Below are 22,263 nucleotides of genomic sequence, written 5' to 3' on the forward strand. Positions count from 1 at the left end.
GGAGCTTCTTCCTCTTGTCCGCCGATGGGCGGCATGGTTGTGTCTGTGGTGGGCGGGAATTCTAGGTTGCAGCTAGCGTGCCAGGTGCCCGAGCGGCAACGCACTGCTGGCCTTCACCTCGCCCAGCGAGAAGCTGGTGTGGAGGTCTTTCACGTTCGGCAGGTTCATGAGGTGCTGGCGCGCGAAGGCCGAGAAACTGTCGAGGTCTCGCGCCACCACCTGCAATTCGAAGGTGCCGGTGCCGCTGATGTAGTGGCAGGCCACCACTTCGGGCAGCGTGCGGATCGCGTCCTCCAGTTTCTGGGTGGCATCGTTGGTGACGCGTTCGGTGTCCACGCGCACGAAAGCGAGCACGCCGAGCCCTATCTTGTGGCGGTCGATCTCGGCGTGATAGCCCTTGATGAAGCCGGCTTCTTCCAGCGCGCGCACCCGGCGCCAGCAGGGCGCCGCCGAGAGCCCCACGCGCTGCGCGAGCTCGGCATTGGTGAGGCGGCCGTCGCCCTGCAGTTCTTGCAGAATTGCAAGGTCGAACTTGTCAATGCTTTCCATAGTGGGCGATCTTAAGCAAGATTCTTTCTGGAACGCGGTTTTTGGGGGCATAGAACGCAAACACCTGTCGCGGACCCCGGCATACACTTTGCGTGATCATGGGCTCGCGCCCTACCCGGGCACAGACCCACAGGCACAAGCCAGACAGCCAGGCCCACAAGGCCCTGCCAACAGGAGACAGACAGACATGAACGCACCGCTGCCCGAGCACATCCGCAAGGCCCTCGAAACCGTCACGCTCGACGACAAATACAGCCTCGACTACGGCCGGGCCTTCATGAGCGGGGTGCAGGCGCTGGTCAAGCTGCCGATGCTGCAGCGCCTGCGCGACAAGCAGGCGGGCAAGAACACCGCGGGCTTCATCAGCGGCTACCGCGGCTCCCCGCTCGGCGGCTACGACCAAGCGCTGTGGAAGGCCGCCAAGTTCCTGAAGGAACAGAACATCGTCTTCCAGCCGGGCGTGAACGAAGAGCTCGCCGCCACCGCGCTCTGGGGCACGCAGCAACTCGGCTTCTCGCCCGCGAGCACCAACAAGTTCGACGGCGTCTTCGGCATCTGGTACGGCAAGGGGCCGGGCGTGGACCGCTGCTCCGACGTCTTCAAGCACGCCAACATGGCCGGCACCACCGAATGGGGCGGCGTGATCGCGGTGGCCGGCGACGACCATATTTCCAAGAGCAGCACGGCCGCGCACCAGAGCGACCACATCTTCAAGGCCTGCGGCACGCCGGTGTTCTTTCCGACCAACGTGCAGGAAATCCTGGACCTGGGCATTCACGCCTTTGCGATGAGCCGGTTCTCGGGCATCTGGTCGGGCATGAAGACGATCCAGGAAATCGTCGAGTCGAGTTCCACGGCCATGATCGATCCGGACCGGGTCGAAATCGTCATTCCCACCGATTTCCAGATGCCGCCCGGTGGCCTGCACATCCGCTGGCCCGACCATGCGCTGGAGCAGGAAGCGCGCCTCATGCACTACAAGTGGTATGCCGCGCTGGCCTACATCCGCGCCAACCGGCTGAACCACAACGTGATCGAGGGCCCGAACGACCGCTTCGGCATCATGGCCAGCGGCAAGGCCTACAACGACACCCGCCAGGCACTGATCGACCTGGGCCTGGACGACGCCACCTGCCGCCAGCTGGGCATCCGGCTGCACAAGGTGGGCGTGGTGTGGCCGCTGGAAGCGCAGCTCACGCGCGACTTCGCCACCGGCCTGCAGGAAATCCTCGTGGTCGAGGAGAAGCGCCAGGTCATCGAATACCAGCTGAAGGAAGAGCTCTACAACTGGCGCGCCGACGTGCGGCCCAACGTGCTCGGCAAGTTCAACGAGCTCGACGGCGATTTCTCCGGCGGCGAATGGGCCATGCCCAACCCCACCGCCAACACGCTGCTGCGCGCCAACGCCGACCTGAATCCGGCGCTCATCGCCAAGGCCATTGCGCAGCGCCTGCGCAAGCTCGGCATCCTGGAGCAGGCCGGCGCCGACATGCGCGCGCGCATCGATGCGCAGATGGCCATCCTCGAAGCCAAGGAGCGCTCGATGGAAGTGTTCAAGGTGGGCGGCGTGCAGGGCGCCGACCGCCAGCCGTGGTTCTGCTCGGGCTGCCCGCACAACACCAGCACCGTGGTGCCCGAAGGCTCGCGCGCCATGGGCGGCATCGGCTGCCACTTCATGGCGACCTGGATGGACCGCTCCACCATCGGCTTCACGCAGATGGGCGGCGAGGGGGTGCCGTGGGTGGGCCAGCAGCCTTTCACCACCGACCCGCACATCTTCGCGAACCTGGGCGACGGCACGTATTTCCACAGCGGCCTGCTCGCCATCCGCCAGAGCATCGCGGCCGGTGTGAACATCACCTACAAGATCCTCTACAACGACGCGGTTGCCATGACCGGCGGCCAGCAGGTCGGCGAGCGGCCCGAGGGCCACTCGGTGCTGCAGATTGCCGAGAGCCTGCACGCCGAGGGCGCCAAGAAGGTCGTCATCGTGACCGACGAGCCCGAGAAATACGAAGGCGTGAACATCCCCGGCGACCATGTGGCGGTGAAGCACCGCGATCTGCTCGACGAGGTCCAGCTCGAATTCCGCAGGATCGCCGGCACCACCGCCATCATTTACGACCAGACCTGCGCCACCGAGAAGCGCCGCCGCCGCAAGCGGGGCACGGCCGTCGATCCGGCCAAGCGCGTGGTCATCAACGACCTGGTCTGCGAAGGCTGCGGCGACTGCAGCGTGAAGAGCAACTGCCTGTCGGTCGAGCCGCTCGAAACCGAATTCGGCCGCAAGCGCACCATCAACCAGAGCAGCTGCAACAAGGACATGAGCTGCTTGAAGGGCTTCTGCCCCAGCTTCGTCACGGTCGAAGGCGGCCAGCTCAAGAAGAAAACCAAGAACAAGGCCGACACGCCGCTCGAGCTCGGTCCGTTGCCCGAACCGGCGGTGCCGGCGCTGGCAGAGGGTCAGGTCTGGGGCATCGTGGTCGCCGGTGTCGGCGGCACGGGTGTCATCACGATCGGCCAGCTGCTGGGCATGGCGGCGCACATCGAGGGCAAGGGCATCGTCACGCAGGACGCGGCCGGCCTCGCGCAAAAGGGCGGCGCCACCTGGAGCCATGCGCTGATCGGCGAATCGCAGGACGCGATTCGCACCACGCGCGTCGGCACCGCCGCGGCCGACCTGATCCTGGCGGCCGATCCGCTGGTGGCGGTCAATGCCGAAACGCTGGCGCGCATGCGCGAAGGGCGCACGCACGTCGCGCTCAACACGCACAGCACGCCGACGGCCGCCTTTGTGCGCAACGCCAACTGGGTCAATCCGCAGGACGACTGCGCGACCCAGATTGCGCGCGCCGTGGGCACCGACGCGCTCGGCACCTTCGACGCGGACGCAGCCGCCGTCGCGCTCATGGGCGACAGCCTCTATGCCAATCCGATGCTGCTGGGCTTTGCCTGGCAAAAGGGCTGGATCCCGCTGGCGCTGGAGTCGCTGATGCGCGCCATCGAACTCAACGCCGTGGCAATCGAGAACAACAAGACCGCTTTCGCCTGGGGCCGCCAGGCGGCCGCCAATCCGGCCGAACTGCAAAAGCGCCTGCGTCCGGGCCAAGTAGTGGAGTTCAAGAAGCGAGAAACCGTCGAAAGCCTGGTGGCGCGCCGGGTCGAATTCCTCACGGGCTACCAGAACGCGGCCTATGCCGACGAATACCGGCAGTTCGTGGGCAAGGTGGGGCAGGCCGAGTCGGTGCTGGGCAAGACCGCGCTGACCGAAACGGTGGCCCGCTACCTGTTCAAGCTCATGGCCTACAAGGACGAGTACGAGGTGGCGCGCCTGCATACCGACCGCAGCTTCCTGGACCGGGTCGAAGGCATGTTCGAGGGCCAGATGGGCAAGGACTTCAAGCTCAACTACCACCTTGCGCCGCCCATCATCGCCAGGAAGAACGCCAAGGGCGAGCTGCAGAAGCAGCAATTCGGCCCGTGGATGCTCTCCGGCTTCAGGCTGCTGGCGCGGCTCAAGGGCCTGCGCGGCACGGCTTTGGACATCTTCGGGCGCACCGAAGAGCGCAAGACCGAACGCGCGCTCATCGGTGAATACCGCGCGAGCATCGAAGAGGTGATTTCCGGCCTGCGCGCCGAGAACCACGCGCTGGCGCTGGAGATCGCTGCCCTGCCCGAACAGATTCGCGGCTACGGCCATGTGAAGGAGCGCAAACCTGGCCGCGGCCCGCACCCGCTGGAGCGAATTGCTCGCCAAGTGGCGCAACCCGCAATCGGCACAGCGCGCGGCCGCCTGATTTTCGGGCGCAGCCGCCCTCCGGCTGCGCCGTGCTCCCGAAAACATAGCGCCAGAGGCGCGCCCCAAGCCCTGGAAAGCCCTGCCCGGCGCGCCGGATAAGCGCGCGGGGCGGGGCATTGCCACGAATACAATGCCCGCTGCTGTGCGCGGCCGATGCCGCTTCAAGCGCTGACTCGCGGCCTTTTCCACGGGGCCGCGGAACCGCGGGCCCGTTCCGCGCTTCTGACATTCCTCTTCTCTCTGCTGGAGACTCTCTTGTTCATTTCCTCTGCTTTCGCCCAAACCGCGCCCGCTGCTTCCGGCGGTGGCGACATGTTGTCTTCGCTCGGCAGCATGCTGCCCCTGGTGCTGATGTTCGTGGTGCTGTATTTCGTGATGATCCGCCCGCAAATGAAGCGCCAGAAAGAAGCCCGCGCCATGATCGAAGCGCTGGCCAAGGGCGACGAAGTGGCCACGGCCGGCGGCGTGCTCGGCAAGATCACCTCGATCGGCGACCAGTACCTCGGCCTCGAGATCGCCAACGGCATCGAGATCAAGATCCAGCGCAGCGCTGTGGTCCAGGTCTTGCCCAAGGGCGCCGTCAAGTAGCAATCAACGCGAGGCTGCCCCTTGCGCTTTGTGGCGCCAGGCCTCAAGTCACGCCGTCTCCGTTTCTAAAAGCGCTTTCTCATGAACCGTTATCCGGTCTGGAAGTACGCGATCATCGTGATCGTGCTGCTTGTGGGGTTGATCTATTCCCTGCCCAATTTCTTCGGCGAGGCGCCCGCAGTGCAGGTGTCCGCGGCCAAGTCGACCGTCAAGGTCGACTCAGCCACCCAGGGCCGGGTCGAGGAGGCGCTGAAAACAGCCGGGCTCACGCCCGACCTGCTCACGCTCGAGGGCGGCTCGCTGCGCGCGCGCTTCGCCACGCCCGACGAGCAGCTCAAGGCGCGCGATACGTTGCAGCGCGCGCTGGTGCCCGACCCGTCGGATCCGCCCTATGTGGTGGCGCTGAACCTGGTTTCGCGCTCGCCGGCCTGGCTCACCTCGCTGCATGCGTTCCCGATGTACCTCGGCCTCGACCTGCGCGGCGGCGTCGACTTCCTGCTCCAGGTCGACATGAAGGGCGCCATCGACAAGAAGGCCGAGTCCTTCGCGAGCGACCTGCGCACCACCTTCCGCGACAAGGGCATTCGCGGCACCTCGGTGAGCCGCAACGGCCAGACCGTCGAGGTTTCGTTCCGCGACGCGGCCGCGCTGCAAACCGCCAAGCAACTGATCCAGGACCAGTTCCCCGATCTCACGACGACCGAGACGCAAGACGGCAGCAACTGGCGCCTGACGGCCACCATCAAGCCCGAAGCCGCGCGCCGGCTCCAGGACGCGGCGCTCAAGCAGAACATCACCACCCTGCACAACCGGATCAACGAACTCGGCGTGGCCGAGCCGGTGATCCAGCAGCAGGGCCTCGACCGCATCGTGGTGCAGCTGCCCGGCGTGCAGGACACGGCCAAGGCCAAGGACATCCTGGGCCGCACCGCCACGCTCGAAATGCGCCTGGTCGATGAAAGCGCCGAAGGCCGCGCGGCCGAGCTGAGCGGTGGACCGGTGCCCTTCGGCTCCGAGAAATTCCTCGAGCGCAACGGCCGCCCGGTGATCGTGAAGAAGCAGGTGCTGGTCACCGGCGAAAGCCTCACCGACGCGCAGCCCGGCTTCGACCAGCAGAGCAACCAGCCCAAGGTCGACCTGACCATGGACGCCAAGGGCGGCCGGATCATGCGCGACGTGAGCCGCGAGAACTACAAGAAGCGCATGGCGATGCTGATCTTCGAAAAGGGCAAGGGCGAAGTGCTCACGGCCCCGTCGATCAACGGCGAGCTCGGCAACCGCTTCCAGATTTCGGGTTCGATGACGGTGGCCGAAGCCGCCGACCTCGCGCTGCTGCTGCGCGCCGGTTCGCTGGCCGCGCCGATGGAAATCATCCAGGAACGGACCATCGGTCCGACTCTTGGCGCCGACAACATCGAAAAGGGCTTCAAGAGCGTGATGTATGGCTTCCTGGCCATCATGGTGTTCATGTGCGCCTACTACGCGCTGTTCGGCCTGTTCTCGTCGATCGCGCTGGCCGTCAACCTGATGCTGCTGGTGGCCATTCTCTCGATGCTGCAGGCCACGCTCACGCTGCCCGGCATTGCGGCCATGGCGCTGGCCATCGGCGTGGCCATCGACTCGAACGTGCTGATCAACGAGCGCGTGCGCGAAGAGCTGCGCAATGGGGCGTCGGCGCAAGCCGCCATCCATGCGGGCTACGACCGCGCCTGGGGCACGATTCTCGACTCCAACGTGACCACGCTGATCGCGGGCATCGCGTTGCTGGCTTTCGGTTCGGGCCCGGTTCGCGGCTTCGCGGTGGTGCACTGCATCGGCATCGTGACTTCGATGTTCTCCGCCGTGTTCTTCTCGCGCGGCCTCGTGAACTTCTGGTACGGCAACAAGAAGAAGCTCAAGTCGGTGTCGATCGGCACCGTGTGGCGGCCCAAGACCGACGGCACCGCCGTGGCTGAAGGCAAGTAAAGGTCAAGGACAAGCGCCATGGAATTCTTCCGCATCCACAAGACCATCCCGTTCATGCGCCATGCACTGGTGCTGAACATCATTTCCTTCGCCACCTTCGCACTGGCGGTGTTCTTCCTGCTGCACCGCGGGCTGCACCTGTCGGTGGAGTTCACGGGCGGCACCGTGATGGAGGTGGCCTACCAGCAGTCCGCCGACATCGGCAAGGTGCGAGAGGCCGTCAGCAAGCTCGGCTACCCTGAAGTCCAGGTGCAGAGCTACGGCACGTCGCGCGACGTGCAGATCCGCCTGCCGGCGCAGAAGGGCATGAACTCCGACCAGCAAAGTGCGCAGGTCATGCAGGCGCTCAAGACGGTCGACCCGTCGGCCACGCAGCGCGGCATCGAGGTCGTCGGGCCGCAGGTGGGCGACGAGCTCACCACCAACGGGCTCAAGGCGCTCGGCATGGTGGTGGTCGGCATCATGATCTACCTGGCGGTGCGCTTCGAATGGAAGTTCGCGGTGGCCACCGTGCTGGCCAACCTGCACGACGTGGTCATCATCCTGGGATTCTTCGCCTTCTTCCAGTGGGAGTTCTCGCTGGCGGTGCTGGCGGCGGTGCTCGCGGTGCTGGGCTACTCGGTCAACGAGTCCGTCGTGATCTTCGACCGGGTGCGCGAGAACTTCCGGCGCTACCGCAAGATGAGCACGGTCGGCATCATCGACAACGCGATCACCTCGACCATCAGCCGCACCATCATCACGCACGGCTCGACCCAGCTGGTGGTGCTCTCGATGTTCTTCTTCGGCGGCCCGACGCTGCACTACTTTGCCTTGGCGCTGACCATCGGCATCTGCTTCGGCATCTACTCGTCATGCTTCGTGGCGGCGGCTATCGCGATGTGGCTCGGCATCAAGCGCGAAGACCTGATCAAGGGCACCCCGGCGAAACGCGACGGCGATTCCGAGGACGACCCGAACGCCGGCGCCGTGGTCTGACGGCAGCGAAATCGAAGGAAAGTGCCGCGGGAAGTCAGCAACTGCAAGGAAGCTGATGCACACTTGTGCAGTTGCTTTTCCCGATGCAAGCTCTCGGCTGTTGCCGAATAGAGCCTCACCGGCCTTTCCGATCTTTCAATGAGTATTGCGCGGTCCGCCTCTTCCTTGCAGCTCGCACGCGAGACGCGCGAGCGTTTCGTGCTGGCGACCGGGAGCATCATCGTTCCCCTGGCGCAGGCCATCCGGGACCGCCTGACCAGGCAGGCTTCGGAAATCGGCAGCGCACGCGCCATGCAGGAGAGCCGCGACGACTTCGTGGCGTTTCAGGGCCAGGCCTCGCAATGGGTGTCGCTCGCCCAGGCGAACTGGCGCAAGTCGGTGAGTGCCTCGGGTGCGACGGCCGGAACGGCGTCCACCGGGGGGCTGCGGCTCGAACTGATCGGCGACGACGTGATGGAAAGCAACATTCTTTCGTCGCGCCTCGCGCAGGTGATCCACGACAAGGCCAGTTTCGAACTCAGCGACCTGCGGCTGCGCATCCAGCACCTCGAGGGCACCAGCGAACTGGACGCCAACGACGTGCTCAGGCCCGAAACACTGGCCAAGCTGCTGGTGGACCAATGGCTCGCGGCCGGCTTGAGCCGCGCGCTCTGGGCCAGCGTGCAGGACACCGTGCAGCAGCAGCTGGTCGGCGTGGTCGTCAAGGCGTACGAAGATGCCAACGCGTTCCTGGTTTCCCGGGGCGTGATGCCGGAAATCGATCTCAAGAGTTTCGTGCGGCGCACGGGTGCTTCCAGCGGACCGGCAACGGTGCCCGGGTCTCCCCATGCCGGTGGCGCGGCCCACCAGGCCCCGGGCCCCGCGCAGCGCCAGGGCTTCGACGCCGCCTCGCACCAGACGAGAGCATTCGCTCCGTCGGCCCCGCTTGCAACGACCGGCGGCTCGCCGTTGCTGCTCGCTCGCCAGCGCGCGCAGACGGCGCTGCTCAGCCTCAAGCGCTTTGTCGCCGCCCGCATCGGCGCGGCCGACATGTCGTCGACCCTGTCTTCGCAATCGACGACGGGGATGGACGGCCGTGCGCCAGGCGCCGGCTCTGGCAGCGGCGGTGGTGGTGCTGCCGGTGGTGGCGGCACCTCGCGGGCCGCTTCAAATACCTTTGCGGCCGTGATCGCCGACGCCGAAGCCGCCTACCGGATGGCCGCCACGCAGTACATGCAGAACCCCGGCGACGAGGCCACCGTGATCCAGCAGGCCTCGGTCGACCTGCGGCGGCGCAGCGCCGAGATCAAGAAACGGGCACCCACCACCGCCGACAAGGCCACGGTCGAAATCGTGGCGCTCATGTTCCAGGCCATCCTCGCGGAGGAGCGCATTCCCTTCTCGGCGCGCGTATGGTTTGCGCGGCTGCAGATGCCCGTGCTGCGCGTGGCCATCGCCGAGCCCGAATTCTTCGGCACGCTGCAGCACCCGGCGCGCATGCTGATCGACCGCATGGGCTCCTGCGTCATGGGCTTCGACGCGGCCGCCATTTCGGGCAGTGCGCTCGAAGGCGAAATCCGGCGCGTGGTTCAGGTGATCGAGCAGTATCCCGAAACCGGGCAGCGCGTGTTCAAGCTGGTGTTCGACGAGTTCGTCGCCTTTCTGAGCCGCTATCTCACGCAAAGCGACAGCACCCAGCGTGTCATGAGCGTGGCGCAGCAGGTCGAGCAAAAAGAAACGATGGCGATCCAGTACACCATCGAGTTGCGCAAGATGCTCAATGACATGCCGGTGCGCGACGAGATCCGCGAGTTCCTCTTCAAGATCTGGGCCGAAGTGCTGGCCATTGCCGCGCTGCGCTATGGCGCCCAGGGCGAGCAGACAGTCATGCTCAAGCGCGTGGCCTCCGAACTGGTGTGGGCCGCAAGCGCCAAGCCCAACCGCGCCGACCGCGCACGCGTGATCCAGGACCTGCCTCAGCTGCTCCAGCGCCTGCGCCTGGGCATGAACCTGCTCGGCATCATCGACGAGCCGCAGGAAGACCAGATCAAGACCATCGGCGCGACCCTGTCCGATGCCTTCCTGTCGAAGACCGAAGCCATTCCCGCGGCCAAGATCGAAGCCATGGCAGAGCGCCTGGCGCATCTGGAGGATTTCGTGAGCGACGACGGCAGTGCGTCCAGCCTGCCGCTCGATGCGAACAGCATCGAACTGCTGCTGGGCGTGGATGCGGCCTCCATCGAGGTGGTGGCCGACACGGCCGGCGCCGTTCCGGCCGAAGACATGCTGGAGTGGGCGCATGAGCTGCAGGTGGGCAACTGGTTCATGCTCGACCACAACGACCGCGTGAGCCAGGTGCAATTCGTCTGGCGCAGCGACCGCAAGCAACTCCACCTGTTCGCCTCGGCCGACGGCCGCAGCTTTCTCATCCAGGTCGGCCGGCTGGCCAGCTACCTGCAAGCCGGACTGCTCGTGCCGGCCGAGGAAGAAACGCTCACGGTGCGCGCCACGCGCGAGGCGCTGGCCAAGCTCGACGCGAACCCTGAGCGCCTGCTGAACTAGCCGACAGCTAGTGCGCTGTGCGGCCGTCGCGGCTTTCGCAGAGTTCGTCGAGCACCAATGCGTCCGGCTCGATGCCGGTGCTCCAGTGCACCATCAGCACGATGATCTTGAGTTCGTCGAGCGCGACCGGATCGCCTGGCGCCGCCATGGCGCGCTCGATGATGATTTCCCGCAGCCCGCAAGACAGCACGTCCGACGATTCGAGAAAACGGATGAAGCCGAGGCAATCGGCGCCCAGGTGCTCCTGCTCGGCCATGGAATAGACCCGCATCGAGTCGGCCGATTGCGGCAGCGCCGGTTCGGGCGCGCTTCGCAGCGTGACCGTGGCAACGGCATCGTCGTCGGCATTTTGTTCGAGCTGCATGCCCTGCGTGGCAAGGCTCAGGCCGTCGAGCCAGTGCAGCGCATCGCGGATTTCTTCTGCCTCGAAACCGTGTGCGCTGAGCTTGCGGCCCAGTTGTCCGGCTTCGGGGCAGGCATCGCCGCGCCAATAGTTTTCGTAGACAAAAACGAGCACTTCGAACATGAGCCCAATATAGCCGAAGCTTGTCGCGAGCTCCCGGGCTTCATGTCACTTCTTCGTCCCTTTTTGAGGGGAGGAAAATACTAGGCCGCGGCCGTTCTTTGAAAGAGGCCGCCGGGCAGGCGTGCCACATGGCCGTCGAGTTCGAGTTCCAGCATCCTGGCCTGCAGTGCCGCCGCACTCCAGCCGGTGCGCGCGCCCAGGGCGTCGAGGTTCACCGGATCGAAGCCCAGAGCCTCGAGCAGCGGATCTTCCGAGCCCGACGATGATGAGGGCGACGAGCTGTCGGCACCGCTATCGCCGAAAAGACCCGCGTTCGCACTTGACGCGCGCAGGCCGGGCAACTCCTCGAGGATGTCGTTCACCGACTCGACCAGCTTCGCGCCTTGGCGGATCAGCGCATGGCAGCCCCGCGATTGCGGCGAATGGATCGAACCCGGAATGGCGAACACTTCCTTGCCTTGCTCCGAGGTGAGCCGCGCGGTGATCAGTGAGCCGGATGCAAGCGCGGCCTCGACCACGAGCGTGCCGCGCGCCAGGCCGGCGATGAGCCGGTTGCGCTTCGGAAAGTTTTGCGTGAGCGGGGGTGTACCGAGCGGCAACTCGCTCACGATCAATCCCTGCAGCGTGATGCGGTGCGCGAGGTCGCGGTGCCGGGCTGGGTAGACGCGGTCGAGGCCGGTTCCCACCACGGCCACCGTGGCAAGCCGCGGCGAATCGCCGGCCGCGTCGAGCGCGCCTTGGTGTGCCGCGCCGTCGACGCCGAGCGCCAGCCCCGACACCACGGGCAAGCCTGCCTCGCCCAAAGCCCGCGCAAAGGCGCGCGCGCTCGCGGCGCCCTGCGGCGTGGGGTTGCGGCTGCCCACCACGGCGATGCTGTTCGCGAGTTGCGTCAGATCGAAGGCCGCCGCGCCGAGCACGTAGAGCATCAACGGCGGGTCGACCATTTCGAGCAGCGACGCGGGGTAGCTCGCATCGCCCAGCGTCACGATGCGGCGTGCGGTGCCGTCATCGGAGCCGGATTGCAGCCATTGCCAGGTCAGGTCGATCTGGGCCTGCAGGCCGTTGGGCGGCTGCTGCAAGGCATCGGCCTGGGCGGGCGACACCACCTGCCGGAGCGCCGCGCCCGGCTGGGCAAAAATGGCCTCGGGCAGTCCGAAGGCCGCCAGAAGCCGACGCGCAGCGCCATCGCCGACCCCCGCCGTCAGTGACAGCCGCAGCCAGCCTGCAAGTTCTGCGCGTTCCAAACGAGAGCGGGAAAGGAAAGCGGGAAGGCGTCAGGGATTGACGAGGAAGTCGCCCGCGCGCGGGGTGTCGGTGATTTCGAGCACCAGCGCGTACGAGACCTTTTCAAAAGGACGGAACACCATCAGCAGACCGATGCGTTCGTTCGGAAGCTTGATCGTTTCCTTGCGCTCGCCGGTGCGGTCGAGAATGGTTTCGCCGTTCTTCAGGATGGCCAGCACGTGGCCGCTGTCGATGCCGTCGCGCGTGCCCTTGTTGATGGCCACCACCTGGTTCTGGGCCGCGAATTGCACCGCATTGCCGTAGACCGAGATGATGCGGCCTTCGACTTGCGCGGAAGGCGCGCGCGGCACGTAGCTCAGCAGCTGGCGCGGGGGTTCCGGCAGCAGACGGTCGCCGGCGCGGATTTCTTCGCGCGACGCGATGATGTCGACGCTGGCCGGCACCACGGTGATGACGTCCTTGTCCTTCTCGGTCTCGACTGTTGTCGATTCACCACGCTTGAGCTGGGCCTTGCCCAGGTACTGCGCCTCGTAGCCGAGGATTTCACCGGTCCCAGGGTCCTTGAGCGGGGTGGCGTTGCGGAAAACGCGGAAGTTCTGCAGCGGGCCCGGGGCTTCGAGCAGCGGCGTATCGGCGTTGCCGCGCGCATAGGCGCGGTCGCCGCGCGACAGCAGAACCCGGCTGTCGTTGCCCGCAACGATGCGCGGCGCATTCTGCAGCGTATCGGCATCCACCACGATCGGCTCGCTGAGGAAGGGCTCGATCACGCTCGGATTGAGCGTGGGCAGCGCCATGCCGGCCAGCGAATCGAAGCGCGTGCGCGGCGAGAGCTTGATGGTGCCGCCGTCGCCGCTGCCGCCCGCGCCGCGGCGCAGGGTCAGCCGAGCGCGGCCGCCCGTCTTGTCCAGGTACAACACCTGGCCTGGATAGATGCGGTGTGGATTCGCGATTTCGCTGATGTTCATGCCCCACAGCTCCGGCCAGCGCCAGGGGCGCAGCAGGTAGAGGCGGGAAATGGCCCACAGCGTGTCGCCGGGTTTGACCGTGTATTCGTCCGGCGCACTGGGCGCCAGCTCGCTCAGCGGAACGCCGTTCTGGGCCGTTTGCTGTGCCGTGGCGCGTTGCTGCGGCGTGACGGGATAGTTCTGCGCCCAAGCCGTCGTGCCGCTGCTGATCACTGCAAGGGCTGCCAACGTGGCGAAAAGATGCGGGCGCTGGCGGACAGGGATTCGGAGCTTTTTCATGTCTGGATGGGTGAGCGCTCGGGATACCGATGCGCATACGAATCTCACAATTTGCTACGAATTCTGCGCCCGAAGCCCTTTAAAGGGCAACGTTTTCAGGCGATCCGAGCTCATCGCGTCGCGGAATTGGCGAAAATAGCCACAACTTTTCCCGTTTTTCATGGCCAAACGAATCATTCTGAGTTACCCCGACAAGCGCCTCCACACGGTCGCCAAGCCGGTGCAGGGCGTCGACGCACGCATCAAGGCCTTGGTGGCCGACATGCTGGAGACCATGTACGACGCCAACGGCATCGGGCTGGCCGCCACCCAGGTCGACGTGCACGAGCGCCTGGTCGTCATCGACGTTTCCGAGGAGCGCAACGAACCGCTGGTGCTCATCAACCCCGAAATCATCTGGGCCAGCGACGAAAAGGTGCTGAATGAAGAAGGCTGCCTGTCGGTGCCGGGCATCTACGACGGGGTCATGCGCTCCACGTCGGTGAAGGCGCAGGCGCTGGACGAGAACGGCGAACTGCGCACCATCGAGGCCGACGGCTTGCTGGCGGTATGCATCCAGCACGAGCTGGACCACCTGCTGGGCAAGGTGTTCGTCGAATACCTGTCGCCGCTCAAGCGCAACCGCATCAAGAGCAAGCTGCTCAAGCAACAGCGCGAAGAGGCCAAGGAAGGCCGGGCTTGAAAATGTTCTCCCGCGGGTCGAGCGTTGTCGTCGTTGCCGCCGGGCTGCTGCTGCTGCTGGCCGGTTGCGCCAGCGAGCCGACCCGCATCGTTCCGGGTACCACGGCCGCCGAAACCCTGCAGCGCCTCGGCGCGCCCACGGGCCGCTATCCCCTCACCGGTGGCGGCGAGCGCCTGCAATATTCGCGCATGCCGGCGGGCTTCGAGGTGACCGATATCGATGTCGATGCCTCGGGCAAGGTGGTCTCCGTGACGCAGGTGCTCAATGAAGCCCGCTTCGGCCATGACATCAAGGTCGACCAGTGGCGTCAGAACGACGTGCTCGCCTTCTATGGCCGGCCTTTTGAAATCAGTCGTGTCAGCTCGTTCGACGGCGCGGTCTGGACCTGGCGCTACAAGGCGGTGAACGAGCGCCGCATGCTCTATATCTACATCGACCCCACCGGCGTGGTTCGCCGCTATCACACGGGGGATGACCTCGACCTCGATCGGATCCGGGATTGACCCCGCTCAAGGTCGTTTTCGCGGGCACGCCCGAGTTTGCGCGCGTCGCGCTCGAAGCCATTTCCGCCGCGGGCCATGAAATCGTCGGGGTGCTGAGCCAGCCCGACCGCCCCGCCGGCCGCGGCATGAAGCTGCAGGCCTCCCCCGTCAAGCAATTCGCCGTTGCCAACCACTGGCCCGTGGCGCAGCCGCGAAGCCTGCGGCTCGATGGCAAGTACCCGGAAGATGCTTCGGCCGCGTGCGAGACCCTTCTGGCCGCCAGGCCCGATGTGATGGTGGTCGCGGCCTACGGGCTCATCCTGCCGCAGTGGGTGCTCGACCTGCCGCAGTTCGGCTGCCTCAACATCCACGCCAGCCTGCTGCCGCGCTGGCGCGGCGCCGCACCGATCCACCGCGCCATCGAGGCCGGCGATGCGCAGACCGGCATCACCATCATGCAGATGGACGCCGGGCTGGATACGGGCGACATGCTGCTGCGCGAAGCGGTGGATATCGGCAATGACAACACCGCCCGCCTGCACGACCGCCTGGCCGAACTCGGCGGCTGCATGATCGTCCAGGCGCTCGCCAACATTGGCACCCTGACCCGCACCCCGCAGCCTGCCGAAGGCGTGACCTACGCCAACAAGGTCGAGAAGCACGAAGCCCAGATCGATTGGAACCAGCCCGCCGAGGCCGTCGTGCGGCGCATCCGCGCCTTCGATCCCTTTCCGGGCGCCAACAGCCCGTTGGACGGCGAGACCATCAAGCTCTGGACCGCGCATGCGATGCCTGCCGTCGAGGTTTCGGCCGAGCCGGGCACCATCCTCGCCGTGACCGATACCGGCGTTGCGGTGGCCGCGGCTGGCTCGATCGTCAGCGTCACCGAACTCCAGCGTCCCGGCGGCAAGCGCCTGGCCGTGGCCGATTTCCTGCGCGGCTTCGACCTGAAGCCCGGGCAGCTGTTCGGCTGATGTTCTTCTCCGCCGCCATTCGCCGCCGCCCCGAGTTCCGCGCGGGCATCCGCGACATGTCCTCGGCCGCGCTGGGCATCGGCGCCTGGGGCCTGATGACCGGCGTGGCCATGGTCAAGTCGAACATGAGCGTGCTGGAGTCGGTGGCGATGACGCTGCTGGTCTACGCCGGCAGTTCGCAGTTGGCGGCCATTCCGCTGCTGTTCGCGGGCGCGCCGGCCTGGGTGATCCTGGCCACGGGTTTTTGCGTCAACCTTCGCTTCGTGGTCTTCAGCCTGCACCTGCGGCCGTATCTCATGCACATGCCGCGCTGGCGCCGCATGACGCACGGCTATCTCACGGCCGACCTCAGCTACGCGCTCTTCACGCGGCGCTATGCCTCGCCGCCGGTCGGCGCCGATGAGCAGAAGGCCCAGGAGGCCTACCTCACCGGCAACTACTTCGTGACCTGGTGCTCCTGGATGGGCATGAGTCTCCTGGGCATCGCGCTGGCCAACTTCATTCCGCAGAACTGGGGCCTTGGCTTCGCCGGCGTGCTGAGCCTGGTGGCGATCGTCTGCTCGATGGCGACCACGCCGCTGCGCGTGCTGGCCGCGCTGATCGCCAGCGTCACCGCCGTGGCCGCCTATGCCTTGCCGCTCAAGCTCAACATCGTCGTGGCCATCGGTGCCGCGGTGCTGCTGTGTTTCTGGCTTGAGAAGCAGTTCGGGCTCGACCCCGATGCGGAGGACAACAAGTGAGCGGCACCACCGACTTCTGGACGCTCGCGGTCATCGCCGGGCTGGCTTGCGTCACCGTACTCACGCGCTGCTTCTTCTTCATTCTCGACCGGCCTTGGGGCTTGCCCGAGTGGGCGCACCGCGCGCTGCACTACGCGCCGGCTGCCGCGCTCGCAGGCGTGATCGCACCGGAGATCGTGATGACACAGGGCCACCTGATCACCACGCTGCACGATGCGCGCCTGTATGCCGCGGTGGTCGGTGCCGCTTACTACTACTGGCGGCGCGGCGTGCTCGGCACGATGCTGGCGGGCATGGCGGTGTACCTGCCCCTGCATCTCGGGCTGGGCTGGTAGCCACTGACCCTTCTTCTCAGTCCAGCTTCACGCCGGCGGCTGCGATGATCTTGCCCCAGCGCTCGCTCTCCGCGCGCGAGAGCTTGTAGAACTCCTGCGGCGTGCCTGGCAGCGCCTCGAAGCCGAACTCCGAAAACAGCTTCACGACCTTCGGTGCCCTCATCGCCTTTTGAAGCTCGCTGTTGATGCGCGCGACCGCCTCGGGCGGCATGCCCGCCGGGCCGATCAGGCCGTGAAAGGCATAGGCATTGACGTCGCTGAACCCTGCTTCGACGAAGGTCGGCACCTCGGGCAAGGCACCCGCACGCTGCGGCAACGCAATCGCGAGCACGCGCACCTTGCCCGCCTTGATGATCGGCAGGCCGGAGGCGAGGTCGAGCATCATCGTCGGCACCTGGCCGCCCATCAGGTCGGTCATTGCAGGCGCGGCGCCCTTGTACGGCACGTGCATGATGCTGATACCGGCCTTCTGCTTGAAGAGTTCCATCGCCATGTGGTGCGGCGATCCGTTGCCGGGCGAGGCGTAGCTCACCCCCTCGGGGTTGGCCTTCACGTAGCGCACGAACTCGGCCACGTTCTTCGCGGGAAAGTCGGGGTGCACCACCAGTGCCACGGGAAATCGGCCGATGGTGCCGATGTAGGTGAAGTCGCTCGCGGGCTTGTAGGGCAGCTTGGCGAACATGTGCTCGTTGAAGAGCAGCGCGGCATTCTCGGCCTGCATGATCGTGTAGCCGTCGGGCTTGGCCTGCATCAGCACCGAGACGCCGATGTTGGTGGACGCGCCCGGCCGGTTGTCGATGATCAGCGGCTGCCCGAGAGAAGGCTGCATGGCATCGGCCAGTGCGCGCGCGAGGTTGTCGGTGCCGCCGCCGGCCACGTAGGGCACGATCCATCTGACGGGCTGGCTCGGGTATGCGGCCGGCTGTGCCGAGGCGAAGGTGGCCGTCAGCGCAAGGGCCGCGGCCAGCAAGGGAAGAAGTCGTTTCATCGTTTTGTCTCGGTGGCTTGTTGAAGGAATCAGTCCGGGGGGCGAAGCCTGCGGAGGGAGGAAGGCCCGCTGGTTCATCCCCGCAGCGTCTGCCAGAGCTCGCGGTCGCGCTCTGCCGTCCACACCACGGGGTGTTCGATGCCGCGCAGTTCGTCATAGGCGCGCGATACGTCGAAGGGAAGCACGTGCTGGAACACGGGCCATGTACCGAAGCGCGGCGTCATCGCCGCCTCCGCTCGCGCGAAGCAGCCCTTGAGCGTTTCGCCCGCGGCAATGCCGGCTCTCACGCTGTCGAGCAATGCGCCGAGAAACGCCTGGGTCTGCGCGATGGCTTCGGCGCAGGCGGCTTCGTCCTGCAGCACGGCCCCGCGGCCCGGCACCAGCACGCGCGGCTTCAACGTCCGCACCGCGTCGAGCGTGCCGGCCCAGTCGCCGATGTAGGCGTCGCCCGCATACACGCCGCAGTGGTTCTCCACCACGTCGCCCGAGAACAGCACGCCGCAGCCGGGCAGCCACGCGACCGTGTCGCCGCTCGAGTGGCCGCGGCCCAGCGCCATCAGGCGCAGTTCACGGCTGCCGCCAAGCCACAGGCTCATCTCGCGCTCGAAGCTCATCGTCGGCAACGTGAGCCCGGGGATTTCTTCCACGCCCGCAAACAGGCGCGGGAAGCGGCCGACCTCCGAATCGAAATCGGCTTGCCCGCGCGTGCGGATCCAGTCGAGCGTGCCGTCGCTCGCGATGATGGCCTGCACCTCGTCGAATGCGCTCGCGCCCATCACGCGCACCGCGTGGTAGTGCGTGAGCACGATGGTCTTGATGGGCTTGTCGGTCACCGTGCGAATGGCCGCGAGAAAGTCGCGCGCCATGCGCGGCGTCGGGCGCGTGTCGATCAGCACCACCTGCTCGTCGCCGACGACGAAGCCGCAGTTCGGATCGAAATCGCTGATGTAGCCGTACACGTTGGGCGCGAGTTCGCGCAATGTCGGTTTCTGCTCACGCGTGTCGGAAGCGGAGGCGAAGGAGCTGGTGTTCATCGGGCTTCAGTCGTTGTCGTGAGGTCTTCGGCCGCGGCGCGGATGCAGGCCAGCAGCACGGCCTGGTCGCCGCACTGGTTGGCCAGCAGCAGCACGAGGCGGGCGTTGAAGTCGGCGCTCTGCCCCTCGCGGAGGCCTTCGTGCGCGGCGAGCAGGGCGGCATAGAAGCCGTCGGGGTCGGGGATGCGAGGCTCTGTGTTCATGGGGCTTCGTCCAGGGCGAGGGCGGTGCGCAATGCGGCGGCGATGGCCCTGGGCGTGGCATGCGGCAGCGCCGCGGCGCGGTAGGCATCCGGACGCAGGAGCACGAAGCTGCCCGCCTCGCCGATGCCCAGGTGGTTCGTGAGCCGGTCGTCGGCTTGCAGCGTCGGCAGGCCGCTGTCGCCACCGATAGCCAGCAGGCGCAGCGGCAGCGAGGCGCAGGCGTTCATCGCTGCCTCGGCTTCGGGACTCGTCGGCGAGAGCCACAGCCCGATGCACTGCGTGCCGTCGGCGAGCAATTGCATCAGCGTTGTCTCGCGTCCGTCAGCCCAGCGCAGCGGCAGGTTCTGCACCGTGCGCGCGCCGTCGGGCAATTGCGGCGCGGGCGGATAGTCGTTCGCAACCGACATGCGGCCGGTGTTCACCAGCGCCCGCGCAAACGGATGGCGCGCCGCCAACGCCACCACCGCGCGCCGCAGCGTGTGTTCGGCCGGCGAGCGCGGCGCGAGAAAGCGCGCCGAGCGGCTCGTCACGCGCAGGTTCTCCTGCGCGGCGGGTTGCCGTTCGGCGTCGTAGCTGTCGAGCAGCGCTTCGCCCGCCTGGCCTTGCGCAACCAGCGCCAGCTTCCAGCCGAGATTGGCCGCATCCTGGATGCCGCTGTTGCCGCCGCGCGCACCGAACGGGCTCACCACATGCGCGGCATCGCCGATGAAGAACACGTTGCCGTGGCGGAAGCTGTCGAGCAGGTGGTCGCGGTAGCCGTACGGGCCGATCCACACGAACTCGAACTCCACGCCGGGGCCGAGCTGCTCGCGCAGCCGCGCGCCCGCCACCTCGGGCTGGCTGATGTAGGTTGTGTCGCAGTCTTCCGGCATCTGATAGTCGATGCGCCACACGCCGTCGGCCATCAGGTGCTGCCACACGCCGCGGCCTTCGTTGAACGGCGCGTCGACCCAGGTCCAGCGCTCGGTGGGCAGCGGCTGCTTGAAACGCACGTCGCTGATGCACCAGCGGTCGGTGCTGCGCGACGAATGCGCATCGATGCCGAGCTGCGTGCGAATGGGGCTGTTGGCGCCGGTGGCGTCGATCAGCCGGTCGGCCTCGATGGTGTAGCGGCCTGCGGGCGTCTCGATGTCAATGCGCACGCCGTCGCTCAGCTGCTCGACGCCGGCCACACGGTTCTTCCATCGCACATCGGTCAGGCCCAATTCGAGAATGCGCTCAACGAGGAACCATTCGACATAGAACTGCTGCAGGTTGATGAACGGCGGCTGCTTCGAGACACTGTTCGCCTGCAGGTTGAAGTTGTAGACCTCCTGCTCGCCCGAGAAGGTGCGCCCGAACGACCAGGTGATGCCCTTCGCCGCAATGCGCTCGTAAATGCCCAGGCGCTCGAAGATTTCGAGGCTCTTCTGCGCGTAGCAGATGCCGCGCGACGAGGCACCGCGCACGCCCACGGTGTCATCCTCGTCGAGCAGCACGGCGCGCACGCCGCGTTGCGCCAGGTCGCAGGCCAGCGTGAGGCCGGAAGGGCCTGCGCCCACGATCACGAGGGGGTGGCGCACGATCTTCGTGCTGCCCAGTTCAGGCGGCGGCGTGAACGGCCAGCTTGGCAGTTCATAGGCCGGTGCAAATGCAAAGCTTTCCATGTCCGGCCTACAGCGCGTGGGCGAACTCGGCGATTGCATCGGCCGCCTTCGGAACCAGTTCGGGCTGCCCCGCGAGATAGTGGTTGCCACCCACGATGTCGACATTGCGGATGCGCGATCCTCCGGCGGCCATCCACGCATCGCGCGTGCTCGGGAAGGTCGATTGATCGCCCGTGTAGGTCAGCAGCAGCTTGGGCACCGTGGTGCGCGCGAGGTTGGTGGGCCCGTCGGCCTGCGAGCGCGAAGACCATTGCGAGAGGAATGCCGTCAGGGAGGTGGTGCGCCCCATCGCATTGGCCGAATAGTTCACCTGCCGTGCATCTCCCCACACGCTGCCGGGCAGCCGATCGTTGGCATCGATCGACAAGTCCACGCAGCGCGGATCGGCATGCGTGCGGTAGACGACGAAGGCTTGGTCGCGCGGTGCGCCCGGTGTGTTCCGAAGCACTGCGAGCCGGTCGATGCACCACTGCTCGATGCGGTCCAGCCGCGCCTTCTGCGCCGCACTGAAGCGGGCGAGAAATTCGGGGCCGTAGGGCACCGGGTGGCGCGGGTCGTACATGTCGAGCTCGGGGTCCACCGAGAGCGGATCATGTTCATCGGTGACCGAAGGATCGATCCAGTCGCGCATCAGCCGCCTGCGGCCCAGGTGCGCGGCGCACAGTGCAATGCCGTCTACCGTCGGCAGGTCGCTCGGATGCAGATGTGTCGCTTCGCCGTCTGGAAAATGCGTGGCGGTGAGCTTCTCGGCCTGCGCCTGGTAGAAGCTTGCGAGCGCCGCGCCGCCCGAATTTCCGACGAGAAACACCTTCTCGTAGCCGGCCGCGCGCAGGTACTGCACGCCGGCCCCCAGGTCCTGGATGGCGCGCTCCATCAGCAGCACCGTGTCGTTGCCCACGTAGCGCGAGTTCAGGCCCATGCAGCAGATGCCGCGCTCGGCCAGCGGACCGATCAGGTAGTGGCCCATGAAGTTGCTGGTCGGATGCATCACGATGGCGGCGATCTTCTTCGGGCCCTGCGGCGCACGGAACGCGCCGTAGATACGCGGCCGCAGCATCTGCAGGCCGGACTGGCTTTCCATCGCGGCGCCGGGCTTCACGTCGATGGCGGCGAGTTGCAGATCAGCCATGGGCCGCTCCCTTCGCCGCGCGCAGTTCGGCCTTGCGCACGGTCCATGCATCGAGGTCCGAACGGGCCTGCAACGCATGCGCTGCCATCTCGGCCTGCGGCACGGTCGGCGTGGTCAGCTCCACGCGAATGCCGTTGGGGTCGAAGAAGTAGATCGATTCGATGATGTGGTGGTCGGTCACGCCGAGCACTTCGACCCCTGCGTTCTCGAGCCGCGCCTTCGCGGCGAGCAGGTCATCCACGGAGTCGACCCGCAGCGCGATGTGGTTCACCCATGCGGGCGTGTTCGGCGAAGGCAGTGCCGCGACGTCGTCGCCCAGGTCGAAGAAGGCGATGTACGAGCCGTCGCGCATCTGGAAAAAGATGTGCACGTAAGGGCAGTACTCGCCGGTGCTCGGCACGTGGTCGCTCTTGATCACGTGCGCGAGCGGCAGGCCCAGCAGGTCTTCGTAGAAGCGGCGGGTCTCCTCGCTGTCGCGGCAGCGCCAGGCGAAGTGGTGCAGTCCCCGTACAGGCGGGGCGGGTGGGGGTGCCGTATGGGCATTCGTCGGCATGGCTTCTTGTCTCCGGTAAGCCGCGATTGGGCGATGCCGCGTCTTATGATGCAATCGAAATT

The 22,263-nt window shown here is 66.4% G+C and carries 19 protein-coding genes and 1 pseudogene; 10 read left to right on the top strand and 10 right to left on the bottom strand.

Annotated elements, in window-relative coordinates:
* Positions 1-72: 72 nt before the first annotated feature.
* Positions 73-549: an Lrp/AsnC family transcriptional regulator gene (locus tag QFZ42_RS26430; RefSeq protein WP_307703821.1), complete on the bottom strand. Its 477-nt coding sequence runs from the start codon at positions 547-549 to the stop codon at positions 73-75.
* A 187-nt stretch (positions 550-736) separates the two neighbouring features.
* On the opposite strand from QFZ42_RS26430, the pseudogene QFZ42_RS26435 reads away from it, so the two are divergent.
* The 5 genes and pseudogenes from QFZ42_RS26435 to QFZ42_RS26455 all read left to right on the top strand — a co-directional run bounded on the left by QFZ42_RS26435 (position 737) and on the right by QFZ42_RS26455 (position 10,420).
* Positions 737-4,346, top strand: a pseudogene (locus QFZ42_RS26435) (indolepyruvate ferredoxin oxidoreductase family protein).
* A gap of 257 nt (positions 4,347-4,603) precedes the next feature.
* Positions 4,604-4,936 carry a preprotein translocase subunit YajC gene (gene yajC / locus QFZ42_RS26440; RefSeq protein ID WP_307703822.1) on the top strand — a complete coding sequence of 111 codons (333 nt, stop codon included), beginning with the start codon at positions 4,604-4,606 and terminating at the stop codon, positions 4,934-4,936.
* 81 nt (positions 4,937-5,017) lie between these two features.
* Positions 5,018-6,901, top strand: coding sequence for a protein translocase subunit SecD (secD, locus tag QFZ42_RS26445; RefSeq protein ID WP_307703823.1), 1,884 nt, complete (start codon positions 5,018-5,020; stop codon positions 6,899-6,901).
* 18 nt (positions 6,902-6,919) lie between these two features.
* Complete coding sequence (gene secF / locus QFZ42_RS26450; RefSeq protein WP_307703824.1) at positions 6,920-7,879, top strand: protein translocase subunit SecF; 960 nt, start codon at positions 6,920-6,922, stop codon at positions 7,877-7,879.
* A gap of 138 nt (positions 7,880-8,017) precedes the next feature.
* Positions 8,018-10,420 carry a DUF1631 family protein gene (locus QFZ42_RS26455; RefSeq protein WP_307703825.1) on the top strand — a complete coding sequence of 801 codons (2,403 nt, stop codon included), beginning with the start codon at positions 8,018-8,020 and terminating at the stop codon, positions 10,418-10,420.
* Between the two features lie 7 nt (positions 10,421-10,427).
* Here QFZ42_RS26455 and QFZ42_RS26460 read toward each other — a convergent pair whose 3' ends face one another.
* The 3 genes from QFZ42_RS26460 to QFZ42_RS26470 all read right to left on the bottom strand — a co-directional run bounded on the left by QFZ42_RS26460 (position 10,428) and on the right by QFZ42_RS26470 (position 13,435).
* Positions 10,428-10,946 (bottom strand): DUF494 family protein, encoded by a 519-nt coding sequence (locus tag QFZ42_RS26460; RefSeq protein ID WP_307703826.1) that lies wholly within the window; start codon positions 10,944-10,946, stop codon positions 10,428-10,430.
* Positions 10,947-11,026: 80 nt separating this feature from the next.
* Positions 11,027-12,190 (bottom strand): DNA-processing protein DprA, encoded by a 1,164-nt coding sequence (gene dprA / locus QFZ42_RS26465; protein ID WP_307703827.1) that lies wholly within the window; start codon positions 12,188-12,190, stop codon positions 11,027-11,029.
* Between the two features lie 30 nt (positions 12,191-12,220).
* Complete coding sequence (locus tag QFZ42_RS26470; protein ID WP_307703828.1) at positions 12,221-13,435, bottom strand: LysM peptidoglycan-binding domain-containing protein; 1,215 nt, start codon at positions 13,433-13,435, stop codon at positions 12,221-12,223.
* A gap of 160 nt (positions 13,436-13,595) precedes the next feature.
* On the opposite strand from QFZ42_RS26470, the gene def reads away from it, so the two are divergent.
* The 5 genes from def to QFZ42_RS26495 are packed head-to-tail and all read left to right on the top strand — an operon-like array spanning position 13,596 to position 16,648.
* Complete coding sequence (gene def / locus QFZ42_RS26475; protein ID WP_307703829.1) at positions 13,596-14,117, top strand: peptide deformylase; 522 nt, start codon at positions 13,596-13,598, stop codon at positions 14,115-14,117.
* Between the two features lie 2 nt (positions 14,118-14,119).
* Positions 14,120-14,620 (top strand): hypothetical protein, encoded by a 501-nt coding sequence (locus QFZ42_RS26480; protein ID WP_307704309.1) that lies wholly within the window; start codon positions 14,120-14,122, stop codon positions 14,618-14,620.
* On the top strand, positions 14,617-15,573 hold the full coding sequence (gene fmt, locus QFZ42_RS26485; protein ID WP_307703830.1) for a methionyl-tRNA formyltransferase: 957 nt from the start codon (positions 14,617-14,619) through the stop codon (positions 15,571-15,573). The genes QFZ42_RS26480 and fmt overlap by 4 nt, the downstream gene beginning before the upstream one ends.
* Positions 15,573-16,313, top strand: coding sequence for an AzlC family ABC transporter permease (locus QFZ42_RS26490; RefSeq protein WP_307703831.1), 741 nt, complete (start codon positions 15,573-15,575; stop codon positions 16,311-16,313). Before fmt ends, QFZ42_RS26490 begins: the two co-directional genes overlap by 1 nt.
* The gene (locus QFZ42_RS26495) at positions 16,310-16,648 is read left to right on the top strand and encodes an AzlD domain-containing protein (protein WP_307703832.1); all 339 of its coding nucleotides are present in this window, start codon (positions 16,310-16,312) and stop codon (positions 16,646-16,648) included. The genes QFZ42_RS26490 and QFZ42_RS26495 overlap by 4 nt, the downstream gene beginning before the upstream one ends.
* Positions 16,649-16,664: 16 nt before the next feature.
* Here QFZ42_RS26495 and QFZ42_RS26500 read toward each other — a convergent pair whose 3' ends face one another.
* From QFZ42_RS26500 to QFZ42_RS26525, 6 genes are all read right to left on the bottom strand, one after another.
* Positions 16,665-17,636, bottom strand: coding sequence for a Bug family tripartite tricarboxylate transporter substrate binding protein (locus tag QFZ42_RS26500; RefSeq protein ID WP_307703833.1), 972 nt, complete (start codon positions 17,634-17,636; stop codon positions 16,665-16,667).
* Between the two features lie 74 nt (positions 17,637-17,710).
* Positions 17,711-18,670, bottom strand: coding sequence for an MBL fold metallo-hydrolase (locus tag QFZ42_RS26505; protein ID WP_307703834.1), 960 nt, complete (start codon positions 18,668-18,670; stop codon positions 17,711-17,713).
* On the bottom strand, positions 18,667-18,873 hold the full coding sequence (locus QFZ42_RS26510) for a DUF2783 domain-containing protein (RefSeq protein ID WP_307703835.1): 207 nt from the start codon (positions 18,871-18,873) through the stop codon (positions 18,667-18,669). Before QFZ42_RS26510 ends, QFZ42_RS26505 begins: the two co-directional genes overlap by 4 nt.
* On the bottom strand, positions 18,870-20,519 hold the full coding sequence (locus tag QFZ42_RS26515) for an FAD-dependent monooxygenase (protein ID WP_307703836.1): 1,650 nt from the start codon (positions 20,517-20,519) through the stop codon (positions 18,870-18,872). Before QFZ42_RS26515 ends, QFZ42_RS26510 begins: the two co-directional genes overlap by 4 nt.
* A 7-nt stretch (positions 20,520-20,526) precedes the next feature.
* Positions 20,527-21,648, bottom strand: a complete 1,122-nt coding sequence (locus QFZ42_RS26520) for an alpha/beta hydrolase family protein (RefSeq protein ID WP_307703837.1) — start codon at positions 21,646-21,648, stop codon at positions 20,527-20,529.
* Positions 21,641-22,201 carry a VOC family protein gene (locus tag QFZ42_RS26525; protein ID WP_307703838.1) on the bottom strand — a complete coding sequence of 187 codons (561 nt, stop codon included), beginning with the start codon at positions 22,199-22,201 and terminating at the stop codon, positions 21,641-21,643. Before QFZ42_RS26525 ends, QFZ42_RS26520 begins: the two co-directional genes overlap by 8 nt.
* Positions 22,202-22,263 lie beyond the last annotated feature (62 nt).

The sequence above is a fragment of the Variovorax paradoxus genome (assembly GCF_030815855.1).
Lineage (GTDB): Bacteria > Pseudomonadota > Gammaproteobacteria > Burkholderiales > Burkholderiaceae_C > Variovorax > Variovorax paradoxus_M.

What these genes read in the sequence shown, in the direction of transcription:
- QFZ42_RS26470 (WP_307703828.1), bottom strand. Translation starts at nt 13,435, where the DNA reads ATGAAAAAGCTCCGAATCCCTGTCCGCCAGCGCCCGCATCTTTTCGCC.
- QFZ42_RS26500 (WP_307703833.1), bottom strand. Translation starts at nt 17,636, where the DNA reads ATGAAACGACTTCTTCCCTTGCTGGCCGCGGCCCTTGCGCTGACGGCC.
- QFZ42_RS26480 (WP_307704309.1), top strand. Translation starts at nt 14,120, where the DNA reads ATGTTCTCCCGCGGGTCGAGCGTTGTCGTCGTTGCCGCCGGGCTGCTG.
- QFZ42_RS26525 (WP_307703838.1), bottom strand. Translation starts at nt 22,201, where the DNA reads ATGCCGACGAATGCCCATACGGCACCCCCACCCGCCCCGCCTGTACGG.
- QFZ42_RS26430 (WP_307703821.1), bottom strand. Translation starts at nt 549, where the DNA reads ATGGAAAGCATTGACAAGTTCGACCTTGCAATTCTGCAAGAACTGCAG.
- QFZ42_RS26505 (WP_307703834.1), bottom strand. Translation starts at nt 18,670, where the DNA reads ATGAACACCAGCTCCTTCGCCTCCGCTTCCGACACGCGTGAGCAGAAA.
- secD (WP_307703823.1), top strand. Translation starts at nt 5,018, where the DNA reads ATGAACCGTTATCCGGTCTGGAAGTACGCGATCATCGTGATCGTGCTG.
- QFZ42_RS26520 (WP_307703837.1), bottom strand. Translation starts at nt 21,648, where the DNA reads ATGGCTGATCTGCAACTCGCCGCCATCGACGTGAAGCCCGGCGCCGCG.
- def (WP_307703829.1), top strand. Translation starts at nt 13,596, where the DNA reads ATGGCCAAACGAATCATTCTGAGTTACCCCGACAAGCGCCTCCACACG.
- QFZ42_RS26510 (WP_307703835.1), bottom strand. Translation starts at nt 18,873, where the DNA reads ATGAACACAGAGCCTCGCATCCCCGACCCCGACGGCTTCTATGCCGCC.
- secF (WP_307703824.1), top strand. Translation starts at nt 6,920, where the DNA reads ATGGAATTCTTCCGCATCCACAAGACCATCCCGTTCATGCGCCATGCA.
- QFZ42_RS26490 (WP_307703831.1), top strand. Translation starts at nt 15,573, where the DNA reads ATGTTCTTCTCCGCCGCCATTCGCCGCCGCCCCGAGTTCCGCGCGGGC.
- QFZ42_RS26460 (WP_307703826.1), bottom strand. Translation starts at nt 10,946, where the DNA reads ATGTTCGAAGTGCTCGTTTTTGTCTACGAAAACTATTGGCGCGGCGAT.
- QFZ42_RS26455 (WP_307703825.1), top strand. Translation starts at nt 8,018, where the DNA reads ATGAGTATTGCGCGGTCCGCCTCTTCCTTGCAGCTCGCACGCGAGACG.
- QFZ42_RS26515 (WP_307703836.1), bottom strand. Translation starts at nt 20,519, where the DNA reads ATGGAAAGCTTTGCATTTGCACCGGCCTATGAACTGCCAAGCTGGCCG.